General features: G+C 48.9%; 9 protein-coding genes. 8 read left to right on the top strand and 1 reads right to left on the bottom strand.

What is annotated here, in order from left to right:
• The first annotated feature begins 75 nt into the window (after positions 1-75).
• Genes QWY22_RS13420 through QWY22_RS13385 form a run of 8 tightly spaced genes read left to right on the top strand, consistent with a single transcriptional unit; the run spans position 76 to position 11,792 of the window.
• On the top strand, positions 76-2,427 hold the full coding sequence (locus QWY22_RS13420) for a DUF8725 domain-containing protein (RefSeq protein ID WP_300981336.1): 2,352 nt from the start codon (positions 76-78) through the stop codon (positions 2,425-2,427).
• The gene (locus QWY22_RS13415) at positions 2,424-3,359 is read left to right on the top strand and encodes an ABC transporter ATP-binding protein (RefSeq protein WP_300981335.1); all 936 of its coding nucleotides are present in this window, start codon (positions 2,424-2,426) and stop codon (positions 3,357-3,359) included. Before QWY22_RS13420 ends, QWY22_RS13415 begins: the two co-directional genes overlap by 4 nt.
• Complete coding sequence (locus QWY22_RS13410; RefSeq protein ID WP_300981334.1) at positions 3,356-4,198, top strand: ABC transporter permease; 843 nt, start codon at positions 3,356-3,358, stop codon at positions 4,196-4,198. The genes QWY22_RS13415 and QWY22_RS13410 overlap by 4 nt, the downstream gene beginning before the upstream one ends.
• Positions 4,199-4,210: 12 nt before the next feature.
• On the top strand, positions 4,211-5,629 hold the full coding sequence (locus tag QWY22_RS13405; RefSeq protein ID WP_300981333.1) for a DUF8809 domain-containing protein: 1,419 nt from the start codon (positions 4,211-4,213) through the stop codon (positions 5,627-5,629).
• A 14-nt stretch (positions 5,630-5,643) separates the two neighbouring features.
• Entirely contained in the window at positions 5,644-6,636 is a 993-nt protein-coding gene (locus QWY22_RS13400; protein WP_300981332.1) for an AAA family ATPase, read from the top strand.
• A complete protein-coding gene (locus tag QWY22_RS13395; protein ID WP_300981331.1) occupies positions 6,633-7,493 on the top strand; it encodes a DUF58 domain-containing protein in 861 nt (286 codons plus the stop codon). Before QWY22_RS13400 ends, QWY22_RS13395 begins: the two co-directional genes overlap by 4 nt.
• Before the next feature lie 11 nt (positions 7,494-7,504).
• Positions 7,505-9,238, top strand: coding sequence for a vWA domain-containing protein (locus QWY22_RS13390; protein ID WP_300981330.1), 1,734 nt, complete (start codon positions 7,505-7,507; stop codon positions 9,236-9,238).
• The gene (locus QWY22_RS13385; protein WP_300981329.1) at positions 9,219-11,792 is read left to right on the top strand and encodes a vWA domain-containing protein; all 2,574 of its coding nucleotides are present in this window, start codon (positions 9,219-9,221) and stop codon (positions 11,790-11,792) included. Before QWY22_RS13390 ends, QWY22_RS13385 begins: the two co-directional genes overlap by 20 nt.
• Positions 11,793-11,987: 195 nt before the next feature.
• On the opposite strand, the gene QWY22_RS13380 is transcribed toward QWY22_RS13385, so the two are convergent.
• Positions 11,988-13,178: an MFS transporter gene (locus QWY22_RS13380; protein WP_300981328.1), complete on the bottom strand. Its 1,191-nt coding sequence runs from the start codon at positions 13,176-13,178 to the stop codon at positions 11,988-11,990.
• Positions 13,179-13,195 lie beyond the last annotated feature (17 nt).

The following is a 13,195-nucleotide window of genomic DNA, read 5'->3' as shown; positions in this document are numbered from 1 at the left end:
CTTTTTTCTGTGTGGAAGGAACTATTTCCTCCTTACAACGTACTACTTTATAGAGAGAAGAATAGGGGGTTCATTATGTTCAAACGACTGCTGGCACTCTTTGCATTTGCGTGTGTCCTGTTTTTATTTTTTATGCCGCAGACATCACTGGCTGCACCTGAAATAACCATCAAAGCAGACGCCGGTCTGCAAAACAAAGTAAAGTATGAAAAAGGATTGCCGGTTCATTTTACAATCACAAACAACGGTTCGGATTTCTCGGGCGAGTTAGTGATAAACTACAGCGAAACTTATAGTCTCGGAGCCGGTTTATCGGTGCCAGTGGAATTGGCGGAGGGAGAAACCAAAACCATTCAAGTGGCCATTCCAGGATTATCCGACATGGTTTCCATGGGTGGGCCCTCCACTCAAACCATCTTTTTGTATGAAGGCGGATGGGAAAATGGAAAGGCCATCAATTTTAAAGGCTCGAAATCTTTAAGCCCGGGCTTTTTTTATCCAAATTCCCTGTTTATCGGGACGTTGACGGATAACCCGGATCGGCTTCTGCCGCTGAACCAGATTTCTCCGGCAGGCAGCGAGTCTACACAAGTGTTCCACTTGAATCAGCTGAACCAGTTTGTCTTGCCGACGGAAGCGATGGCATGGGAAACACTCGATTATTTGCTGATTGATGAAGTTTCCTACAGCGATTTGCCGGAAGCGGTTCAGCAAGCTGTCCTTCAATGGGTGCAGCAAGGCGGCCATGTGGTGGTAGGCTCTACTGAAAACATCGCTGCATCGATGGGCAATCTCAGCAGCTACTTGCCGCTGGAGCTTGGCGAAGAAGGTTCAGCAGCAGTCCAGCCGCTGGCTAAACCGGTTCCAGCCTTTAGCGCTACAGTTAAAGAAGGGGCGGATCCGCTCCTCGAAAAAGACGGCAAAGTGTTGGCTGCGCGCCAGAAAATCGGTGCTGGAAGCCTAATTCAAACCGGGTTTTCGCTAGGCGACCAAACGGTCAGTTCCCAGCAGGGATATGTGCAATTGATGACCAATCTGCTGCCGCTCACCACGGGTGCAAACAGTATGATGACGCAAGGCGAATCGCTGAAAGAAATTATGTCTTATGAAGTGGGGAACGTCAATGAGCTTTTTGAGAGCTTCGCGGTTTCCAAAACTTTGGTCATGGGCATTATTTTGTTATATATCCTCTTGATTATTCCCGTTCTGTACATCGTCTTGAAAAAGCGGGACAAGCGCGAACTCGCTTGGATCATCATTCCGGTTGCCGCTTTAGTCACATCAATCGGCATTTTTGCGATCGGCGCGAAAGACCGTATCGCGAACCCGCAGATTCAGCAGACCGGCTTTTTTGAAGCCGACCAGGACAGCGGATTAAACGGCTATTATATGAATACGCTCTTATCCAATCGGGGAGGCGATTACCATTTTGCTGCTCCGTCCGGAACCACGATGACGTATCGGCAGAATACCCAGTTCTCTGAAGGATCTCAGCAGCAATCTGCCATTCTGGAACAACAGGCTACACAGAATACGATGACTTTGCGCGATATGCGCTATTGGTCCGTCGGCTCCGTCATCGGGCAATCGTATATTGAAAAAACCGGAAACTTTGATATTCAATTGGCGGTGGAGAAAAAGACCATTAAAGGAACTATCCAAAACAATTTCCCATTCGCACTTGAAGATGTATCGATTTGGACCGGTACCCGCTTGATGGCTTTAGGGAATCTTGCACCGGGCGAACAGCTGGCAGTGAACCAGACCGTGCAGTCGGATATTCTACCTTCCGCTTCACCGATCAGCTCAACGTTCGCCTACCAGCCGATTGCCGATAAAGAACAATTGAAAAAAGCAAGAAAGCAAACCATTCTGTCAATGGCGTATAATCAGTTTAAGGACAATGAAAGTTCCCCTTATGTGGTCGCCTATACAAATGATGCCATTGTGCCAATTTCACTGGAAGACCAGCGCGCATCCGTTTCGGCTGTTCACTTGATCGCCCAGCCATTCAAGCCGGACGTCAATTTGACAGGGGAAGTCAGTTTGAATGCCGATACGTTTGAGCTCCAGGTCAGTGGATCGTCCTATTTTGAAAATGTGACAGATGACCCTTATCTTTTCTATATGGATAAAGGAAAATTCGAATTGACCTATGCGGTCACGGATGCAGTAGATTTGAAGAAAACCGAGTGGCAGGAATTGGCGGTCACTGCGGCAAAACAAAATCTGACGGTTTCCATACTCAATGCAAAAACAGGAAAAGCTGAAGAAATCAGCGGAAGCCAACAAAACATCACAGAAGCTGTTGGCAATTACGTCTCGCCGCAAGGAGAAATCAAATTCGTCGTTGAAAACAATTCCGCAAATGGCGAACCTGAAGTAACCATGCCGAAAATCAAGTTGAAAGGGGTGGTTGCCCCATGATTGAAACCATTGGACTGACCAAAAAATATGGTTCTTTGTATGCGTTGCAGGATTTAAATCTGACTGTGGAAGACGGTACTGTCTTCGGTTTTGTAGGCGCAAACGGCGCAGGCAAGTCAACCACTTTTACCATTTTGGCCACTTTGCTGCAGCCGACGGCTGGAGATGCGTTTGTTAACGGTCTGAGTGTGACAAAAAATGCCCATGAAGTCAGAAAACAGATCGGCTATATGCCTGATTTCTTCGGTGTCTATGACCAGTTAAAAGCGGATGAATACTTGGATTTCTACGGAGCAAGCTATGGACTGAAACCGAGAGACCGGGAAAAATTGATTCCTCAATTGCTCGAGCTCGTCAATTTAAGCCATAAACGCTACGAGTATGTCGATCTGCTGTCGAGAGGGATGAAGCAGCGGCTGTGCCTGGCGCGTGCACTGATCCATGACCCGAACATCTTAATCCTGGATGAGCCGGCATCAGGGCTTGATCCGCGTGCCCGAGTCGAAATGCGTGAAATCCTCCGGGAACTGAAATCAATGGGGAAAACCATCCTAATTTCTTCGCATATTTTGCCGGAACTGGCGGAAATGTGCGACAGCATCGGGGTAATCGATACCGGAAGACTGATTGCCCAAGGCTCGGTCAGCGAAATACAAGCACAGCTGCAAAGCGAGAAAGTAATGCGCGTCAAAGTGGCGGGCCCGGTTTCTTTAGTTTCGGCATTTTTTGAAAATGATCCTTTTGTTTCCCAAATCGTCGAAAAACCGGAAACCAATACGATTGAATTTCTGTACCGGGGAACTGAAGAAGAGCAAATGGTGCTGCTGCGAAAAGCGATGGCTGCGCAGCTGCCAATCTTGTCGTTCGCTGAAGAAGAAACCGATCTGGAAGATGTCTTTATGGCGATTACGAAAGGAGCAGATGCCTCGTGAAAGCACTTCTTGCCAATCCGGTATTGATCAAAGAAATCAAATTGCGGTTCCGCAATTTGAAAAGTTTTACCGGCATCCTGTTTTATTTAATCGCGATGAGCATTTTTGTATTTGGCTTTATTTTTATGACCACAACTTTTTCCGGCAGCGGGTTTTTCCGTCCAGATGAAAGTTTTATGCTGTTTATGATGATGACCTATATCCAGCTGGGGTTGATCCTGTTTATTACGCCAGGGCTGACAGCAGGCGCCATCAGCACCGAACGGGAAAAACAGACCTTGAATATTTTGCTGACGACAGCCCAGACTTCTTTTCAAATCATTTTTGGAAAAATGTCATCTTCTATTGCTTTTTTGTTATTGATGATTGTGGCGGGGCTGCCAATTTATAGTTTGGTGTTTCTATACGGCGGCGTATCGCCAAGCCAGATTGCGATCATCTTTTTGTTTTATTTTCTGACTTTGCTGACGATCGGCAGCATCGGCATCGTGTTTTCGACAATTATCCGGAAAACCATCGTTTCCATGATTGCCACTTACGGCACCATGATATTCCTGACGGCTGCAACCGGATTTTTCATGATCATATCGACACAAATCTCGCAATTTGGCAGCACGACGCCGACGTTCTCCCCTTTCACTTACTTTTGGGCGAGCATAAATCCGGCGGTCGTCCTGTTTACATTGCTGCAGCCGGCCTATGCCCAGGAAATTCAGAACATGACCGTAGTGCCCTTGCCGCTATGGGTTGGCTATCTAATATTTTATCTATTCATTGCAGCGCTAGCTCTATTTTTGGCGGTTAAGCGTTTGCGCGTCAATATGTCTAAATACAAATAAGGAGGGATTTACGTGAACAACCGGGACATTGCCGGCTTTGTCCAACGAGCCGCAAGACGACTGAAAAGTGTGCACATCAGCCAATCGCTTCAAAAAGCGCTGTTGATCGGCTTGACAGCAGCCGTGCTGCTGCTGTTCCTGTCACGGTTGTTTATGCTTCCTTATTATGAATTTTATGCATATGCTGCCGGAGCAGTGGCATTAGTGGTGGGGCTGGCATTTTCCATGCGCAGGCTGCCGGACCAGCATCAAGCGGTCACCGAGCTCGACCGGTTCACTCCGCATAACCAGCTGCTCACGGCTTGGCAAACAGAAGGCTCAGGTGAACTGGCAACTGCACTTGTGAATAAAACCGCAGAAATGCTGCCGCACAGTTATCAGCTATTTAAACAAGAACCGCGCCAGTGGCTGCTTAGCAAATGGCTGCTGGCTTCGTTAGCGGCTGCTGTTGTTTTAAGTTTGCTGCTCTTATTCCCAAGCACGCTGCAGCAAGAAGCGAAAGACACGGAAAAAGAACTGGATTTAATCAGCCAGATTGAAAAACAAGTGGCAAAAATTGAAAAAGAGGCGAAATCCGAACCGCTGAAAAAAGAGATGAAGGAATTGCAAGAAAAAGTGGCGGAAAGCAAAAAAGCTGAAGAGGCGTTAAAAGAAGTGGTGAAAAAGCAGAAAGAGCTGGCTCTTCAAAAACAACAATTAGCAGAAAGTAAAGGGGAAGCGGCACAGCAGGAAAGCAAAGAACGGGGAGAGGCTGCTGACAAGCTGGCTGAACAAGCCGGGAAAACCCAAACGGCCCTAAGCAATATGGGGAAACCCGTCAATTTGCCGTTGCAGCGCACCATCGCCAATAGCGACCCGGCAAAAGCCGGAAATGCAGAAACGCAAACCGGCAACGGCGAGAATGCCGCAACTTCCTCTGGACAGCCTGGAACCGGCCAAGGAAAAGGCGAGAGCCAAGAACAGGGGCAAGAACAGGGTCAAGGCCAAGGTCAAGGTCAAGGACAGGGTCAAGGCCAAGGACAGGGTCAAGGCCAAGGACAGGGCCAAGGACAGGGTCAAGGCCAAGGACAGGGTCAAGGCCAGGGTCAAGGCAATGGACAGGGACAAGGACAAGGTCAGGGTCAAGGCAATGGACAGGGACAAGGACAAGGTGCCGGAACTGGACAGGGCAACCGAGAACTTTTGACAGTGCCTTCCCGAATCGGAGGGACAGGAGAAACGGAAGTAGACAGCGGCGAGTTAGGAGAAGGAGAAGCGGCGGATGAACAGGAAGCGGTTGTCCCTGCTGAACGCGGAGAAGTCCGCCCGTATCGAGACGTAGTCGGCCAGTATTCGGATTCTTATTTCTCCAGTGCCGAAAAACTGGAATTGCCTCCGGATTTGCAAAAAGTGGTCGAGCAGTACTTTTCTTCAATTGAATCAGAACAATAGAAAGCAGGGATGATATGACGTTTAAACCGGAACAATTCACTGAAATGAGCGGACGTTTGCAGGAAGTGCGAGAAGAAATTGGCCATTTTATCGTTGGGCAGGAAGAAGCGATCGAGTTTTCTCTTTATGCGATTTTGGCAGATGGCCATGCATTATTGGAAGGCTTGCCGGGGCTCGGCAAAACGATGCTGATCCGCACAATTTCCGAAGTGCTTGATTTATCTTTTTCACGAATTCAGTTTACCCCTGATTTGATGCCGACTGACATTACGGGGACCAGTTTGATTGAACGGGATGCCGATGGCCGTCAGCAATTCACGTTCCGGGAAGGGCCGATTTTTCACCAGATGGTGCTTGCCGATGAAATTAACCGGGCGACGCCGAAAACCCAAAGCGCCTTGCTTGAAGCGATGGGCGAAAAGACGGTGACCATCTTAGGCGATACGAAAAAGATGGCGCGGCCATTTTTTGTGTTGGCCACCCAAAACCCGATTGAAATGGAAGGCACTTATCCCTTGCCGGAAGCGCAAATGGACCGCTTTCTATGCAAAATCCTTGTGGCCTATCCGACGCGTGCAGAACTGGCCGAAATCAGCAGGCGGACGACAGGTTCGCTCTCCATCCGTTTGCAGAAAAAGATGGATACGGCTGCTTTGATCGAAGCTCAGGAAATGGTGAAAGAGGTTCTGATTGCAGAAGATATTTTGATGGTCGCGGTGGATATGATTCAAAATACGCATCCTGCGCAATCCGAGTACGAGCCGGTGCGGCAGTTTATTCAATACGGCAGCGGACCTCGGGGACTGCAAAGTTTGATCCGTTTGGCAAAAGCGCGCGCATTGACTGAAGGCCGCTACCATGTGTCCATCGGCGATTTGAAACATGTGGCGAAACCGGTTCTTCGCCATCGCCTCCTATTGAATTATGAAGGAGAAGCGACGGGCATCAGCACGGATGAACTGATTGATTTAGTGGCGAGCGGTGCCGGAAGAGGCGTATTGAAATGACGGAACTGGGTCTGCCAGGAGACTGGATCACACGGATTGCACGTCTTTCCGTTGCCACCAAATCGAAAATCCGCGGACACCACAAAGGCTCTCACCGTTCTGCCCGCTTTGGTTCGTCCCTGGATTTTTCCGATTTCCGGGAGTATCATCCAGGGGACGATGTCCGCCATGTGGATTGGAATGTTTATGCGCGTACCGACCGTGTTTACATTAAGCGTTTTCTGGATGAACAGGAAATGCGCGTCCATCTCTTGATCGACAGTTCAAAGTCGATGGAAGGAAAGTGGCTGTTTGCCAAGCAACTGGCTTTTTCACTCGGGTTGATGGTGTTGAGCCATGATGACCGGCTGACTGTCTCTGCGGGCCAATCGGCCATTGCGCCGTTTCGGAAAAAAGGGAAATCAGCCCGAAAACTGTATGAGCATTTTATATCGAATTTGCCGCAGCCTGAGAAATTATCGTTTGCAAAAGATGCAAGTTTCTATGCGGCCAAAGATTCGACGGTATTGTTTGTGCTTTCAGACGGCTTGGAGCCGCTGGAAGACTGGCAGATTTTTTTTCGGCAAGTGCCGCGCTTTTCGCACGATGTCCGTTTTTTGCATTTGACGGTTGAAGAAGAACGGATGCCGAATTTTAAAGGCGATATACGTTTGATTGATGAAGAAACGGGAGACGCCTTTAATGTGACAATGACCAATCAGTCGTTGCAGACGTATTTAAATAAACGGAACGTGCACACCGAAGGATTGAAATCTTTATGCGCGAAGCACGGGGTTCATTATATGCAGATTGACATCGAAGAAGGCATTCAGCACGTCCTGTTTCAACAATTGGCACGGAAAAATTGGATTGAATGAGGTGAAGCGGCATGGGAATTGAAAACTGGGGATGGATATGGACGGCATTCATGCCGCTTGCAGTCATTTTGTATTATTTTTTCCGGAAGAAATACAAAGACCAGCCCATTTCTTCGACATTGTTCTGGCAGGAAACGATGAAAGAAATTCAGGCTTCCCCTTATCTGAAAAAACTCCAGCACCATTTGCTTTTTTATCTTCAATTAGCAGCCCTTTTGCTTTGTGTATTAGGCCTTCTCCAGCCTTACTTCAATTCGGATACGCTTGAAGGCAATGAGTTTATATTTGTGGTCGATACTTCGGCAACGATGCTTGCCGGAAGTCCCAGCCATTTTGAACAGCAAAAAGAAAAAATAGGCGGGTTGCTGCAGCAAACAGGCGGAAAACCGGTGACAATCGTGAAAACCGGCCAAAGCCCGGAAGTCCTGGTACGGGATGAACGGGATCTTGAAGTGCTGGAACAAGCGATAGAACAACTGCAAGTCAGTTATGAAAATGCCCAGATGGAACAAACTTTGCTGTTTGCAGAAACGCTGGTCGACAGCGAATCAACCGTAATCCACATTTTTACGGACGCTCTTGACCGAACGGCTTTAGCAGGCAAAACTGATCAGGTGTATGCGGTCCACGGCATCGACGAGCCGTTGCGCAATGTGTCGATCCGCCAATTCGGTTTGGCGGAAACAGAAGGGGAAATACGGGCAATCGTGCAAGTGGTCAACGAAAGCAGCGAACCGATGTCTGGCGCCCTGCGCTTATCAAATGGAGAAATAGAAAAAGAATCGGCTATCAAACTGGAACCGAAAGAAGAAATTTTGGCGCCTGTAGAAGGCTTGCCAGCAGGAAAGTTATGGGAGGCAACGTTAACAATCGATGATGATTATAAGGCCGACAATGCCATGGCTTCTTATATGCAGCAGCCCATCGATGCTATTTTTATTGATTCCAGCCTCCACGAACTGGTGGCTAGCGGCTTTAGTTCGCTGGGCATGAAAGTAACATCACTCGCTCCCGACCAACTGGCAAATCGAAAAGGCGCGCCGATCGTCACTAACAAAACAGAGCTGCTGGCCGGGGATGCACCTGTCTTATTGATGGGCAGAAACGATGAAACAGCGAGCGAAGCACCTGGACAAATTGAAACAACGGACCATCCTTTATTCACCTACGCCGAACTTGAAGAAGTTTACGTTTCGCATCTCTATCCGGCTTTTGAAAACTATGAAACCATTGCCTCAATCGACGGCAAACCCTTTATCCAAGTTTCGCCGGAAGGGGACCTGATTGTCCTGGCAGATATCCAGTCCACCGATTGGCCGCTAAGCCCTTCGTTTCCATTATTTTTATGGAGCGCAGTCAATGAATTGGCAGGAAGTGAAAGTTTTCTCGGCTTTTTCCAGCCGAACGAACACCGTTCTGTAGCACTTGCTTCCGGTTCAGGGGAATGGGAAATCTTTAAAGGAAGCAATTACATGGCCTCCTATCTTGAAGGAGAAGGGCCTTTTATCGCACCTGCTGAACCCGGCATCTATGATGTAGCGAGCGGCAGTGAAAACTTGAAAATGATTGTTCAGCTGAGCAATGAAGAAAAAACGCTTGAAACGGGAGCGGCTTATCAAATCGGACAAGCAGCGAGTGAAGAAGAAACCGTCCGTTTCTCTCTCGTACCAGGCATTTTGTTGTTCATTCTGATTTTGCTGGTGGCGGAATGGGAGGTGTACCGACGTGGAATTGCGCTTAGATAATCCATTGTGGCTTTGGCTGCTTGTACCGGTCATTGCCTATTTTGGGCTGCTCGGCTACCGAAACTTTAAAAAGTATGCCCCACTCTATCGCTTTGTTTACGCCATACGCTTTTTGACCGTTGCTCTTTTGGTCTTTGCACTGGCAGAGCCGGCTGCATACCAGCCAGCGCAAGAAGAACAAATTATTTTTCTAATGGACCGCTCTGCTTCAATGGAAGGCTTGGAAGCAGAAATAGCCGACGCAATTGAAACAGCCATTTCAAATAAGAAAGATTCACAAAACATAGGGGTCTACACTTTCGCGGAAGATTTCCAGACGCTTTTGCCGGTTGCGAAAGAGCCGCGACCGCTGCCGAGAGAACAGGCGCAGGGCGATGGGCGCCATACAAATCTTGCCCGGGCAATTGAACTGGCTGCCAATAGCGGCGATACGGATTTGGCCACGCGGCTGGTCGTCCTGACAGACGGCAATGAAACCCAGGCTTCTGCTCTTGAAAGCTTGAACCGGCTGGACCGGGACCGGATCCAAATTGACGTCCTGCCACTTGAACAAGCAGAGAAAAATGATGCAGCCGTTGTCAGTTTTGAGACGCCTGCAGATGCCTTTTTAGGAGAAGCACAAGCGTTTTCTGTCACTATCGATTCGGACAGGGAGACGACGGGGCAATTGGTGTTTTCTCAAAATGATCAAGAATTTGACCGGCAGAAAATTTCGCTTGTAGAAGGGGAGAATTTATTCTCTTATACGTATCCCGCACTTGAAGAGGGCATGGCGAAATACGAAGCCCGGCTGGAATTTGAGGGGGACGCGTTCCTGGAAAACAATGCCTTGATCAGCATCACCGAAGTGGAAGGCAACCCGGAAGTGCTGGTGGTCAGCGGCAGCGAGACGAGCCCGATTCCCGGAGTGTTGGACACGGAAAACATCCGCGTTACGGCCATTGCGGCTAATCAGCTGCCGGCGAATTTGTCGTCCATCCTGCAATACGATTCCGTCATTTTCGACAATGTTTCCGGTACATCGGTCGGCAGCCAGCAAATGGCGGTGATCGAGCAGGCCGTCCAGCAATTCGGTATGGGCTTTATGATGGTCGGGGGTGACCAGAGTTTTGGCCTTGGCGGCTATTTCAAATCGCCGATCGAACGAATTTTGCCGGTTGAAATGGAAGTTAAAGGCAAGCACGAACTGCCTTCGCTTGGCTTGGTCATTGTCATGGACCGGTCGGGCAGCATGGCCGGCACCAAAATGGAATTGGCGAAAGAAGCTGCCGCGCGCTCCGTGGAATTATTGCGCGAAGACGATACAGTCGGCGTCATTGCCTTTGACGACCAGCCATGGCAAATCGTGCCGACCGAGAAACTGGCTGATCCAAAAGAGGCAGCCGATAAAATTCTGTCCGTGGCACCTGGCGGAGGAACAGAAATTTACCGCTCTTTGGAAGAAGCTTATAGCCAGCTGGAAGATTTGGAATTGCAGCGCAAGCACATCATCTTGTTGACGGACGGCCAATCAGCGACTTCAAACGATTACGACAGCTTGATTGAAGACGGCAAAGACAAAAACGTCACCTTGTCGACGGTCTCCATCGGCGGTGACGCAGATAAAAATCTGTTGGAAAGCCTGGCAATGACTGGCAGCGGCCGCTATTACGATGTCACCGATGCCACGACCATTCCGGCCATTTTGTCGAGAGAGACAATCATGATGTCGCGGACTTATATTGTCGACAAACCGTTCCATCCGGTTGTTTACAACAGCCGCTGGAACGATTTGTTCAATGCGGGAGTGCCGCAAATGAACGCCTATATTGCAACAACTGCGAAAAGCACAGCGTCTGTTGCGCTTGAAAGCGAAGAAGAAGATCCGGTGCTCGCGACTTGGAATTACGGCCTTGGAAAAACCATCGCCTACACGTCCGGAAGCGGAGGTTGGAGCGGAGACTTCCAATCCTGGCAAAACTGGCCGGCTTTCTGGAACCGTACCGTGTCCGAATTGCTGCCGTCTTTCGCCGAAATTCCTTTCTCGGTCACCGCAAAACAGCAAGGCGTTTATGCCATTGAAGACCCTTCCCGAAAATCAGCCATCATCAATGTCACAGCGGTTGATGAACAAGGGAATGAAGTGCCGCTGAAAAGCGAACCGGTTGCACCCGGGGAAATTGAAGTCACGATGGACGCAGAACCGGGTTTAGTGTTCTTCAGTATTTCCAATGAAAGCGGGGCATCCTATAGGACAGGCCTGACGGTGCCATACGGCGCTGAATACAAAATCAGCAATCCGAATCTGCCGTTGCTCACAACGCTTGCTGAGCGAAGCGGAGGACAGGTTCTTAAATCCCTGGACGAAGCCATGCGGGACATTCCGTATGAAAGCGGAAGCCAAAAACCGATTCAGCAATTTCTGCTGCTGTTAGCGATGCTGCTGTTTTTTGCAGATATCACCATTCGCCGGTTCGGGCTAAGAATGCCGAGCCGGAAAAAAGAAAAGAAAGCAGAAACGGAACAAACTGATCAAACGATCGGGCAATTAATAAAAGCGAAAAAGAGAAGTTGATCTCTTTTTCGCTTTTTGTTTTGTCTTTATTCGCGTTTGTCGGGGCTGAACAGGCACTTTCGCTTTTCTTAGTTGTCCAGCTCCAGCGCCCAGCCCCTCGAGTCGCTTCAGCCTGGTCCGTGATGGCAAAGAACGCCATCACAACCCAGTCCTCCAGCGCTTGTCGGAGCTAATCGGGCGCTTCCGCTTTTCTAATTAACTTCTGCTGGCTGCAAGCAGCTGCTGTTTTTTAGAAGACCAAGTGTTGGCGATCAGGAAGCAAGTGATCAAAATGATGGCTCCGAAAATGTATGGGCTGCTCATATCAATATCAAAAAGGATGCCGGCTAATGCCGGGCCGATCATATTGCCCAGGCTCATATAGGCGTTGTTCATACCGGCAGCGTAGCCTTGGTCGGTGCCGGCCAGTTTTGAAATCAAGGTGTTGATGGCCGGTCGCAAGAGCGATGCAGCTGTAAAGAATATAGTGGCCACAAGCAAAATTGTCCAAAATGTATGGACGAATAGCACACCGATCATGGCAGCGGCTGAAATCAGCAAGTTGACGAGGATAACTTTCATTTCGCCATACCGCTTAAAGAGCCAGTTGATGACGAACGTTTGGACAATGACCCCGACGAAACCGCCAACGGTAATCAAAACAGAAATTTCTTTTGGCGAGAAGTTATATTTCTTGTCTACATACAACGCGATGGTCGACTGGAAGTTCGCCAGGCCGAAAGCAAAAATGAGCATGACAAGCAGCATGACGAAATACGGGGTATAGACTGAACGTTTTAGCTGCTGCAGCAAATTTTCATTTTTAGGCGGAACAGCCGGCACGGTCGGCGCCACATTCGGCAGCGCGATAAAAGAAATAGCGGCGGCCAAGATGGCAACAGTAGTGGCAACATAAAATGGGAATTGAAGGCTGACTTCAGCTAAAAATCCACCGAATCCCGGGCCTACCATAAAGCCGAGTGACATGGAGGCGCCGAGCAGGCCCATCCCTTTTCCGCGTTCTTCAAAAGTTGTGATATCCGCAACAAACGCCATCATCGGCGGTATCAAAAACGCTGCGCCGAGGCCGCTGAAAAAGCGTGCCAGGTAAAGGATCCATAAATGGCTGGCTAAACCGAACACCAATTGGGACAGTCCGAAAATGACTAAACCGAAGATGATCAGTTTTTTGCGGCCGTATTTATCTGACAGCTGGCCGGAAAGCGGGGAGAACAGAAACTGGGCTAAAGCGAACGTGGCAATCAACGTGCCAAGCGCCTGGCCGGCTACTCCGAATGTATCCAAGTATTCCGGCATGATTGGAATGATCAATCCGATTCCGCTCATTGCAATAAACATATTGAACATCAATACATATAAAGCAAATTTATTTGACTTTGCGGCCATATATTGTCCTTCTTTCG

The organism is Planococcus liqunii, from assembly GCF_030413595.1.
Classification (GTDB): domain Bacteria; phylum Bacillota; class Bacilli; order Bacillales_A; family Planococcaceae; genus Planococcus; species Planococcus liqunii.
This window is presented reverse-complemented; position numbering and strand designations above follow the sequence as displayed.

Coding starts and splice junctions, on each gene's coding strand:
- QWY22_RS13415 (WP_300981335.1), top strand. CDS start 2,424: ATGATTGAAACCATTGGACTGACCAAAAAATATGGTTCTTTGTATGCG.
- QWY22_RS13390 (WP_300981330.1), top strand. CDS start 7,505: ATGGGAATTGAAAACTGGGGATGGATATGGACGGCATTCATGCCGCTT.
- QWY22_RS13380 (WP_300981328.1), bottom strand. CDS start 13,178: ATGGCCGCAAAGTCAAATAAATTTGCTTTATATGTATTGATGTTCAAT.
- QWY22_RS13395 (WP_300981331.1), top strand. CDS start 6,633: ATGACGGAACTGGGTCTGCCAGGAGACTGGATCACACGGATTGCACGT.
- QWY22_RS13420 (WP_300981336.1), top strand. CDS start 76: ATGTTCAAACGACTGCTGGCACTCTTTGCATTTGCGTGTGTCCTGTTT.
- QWY22_RS13400 (WP_300981332.1), top strand. CDS start 5,644: ATGACGTTTAAACCGGAACAATTCACTGAAATGAGCGGACGTTTGCAG.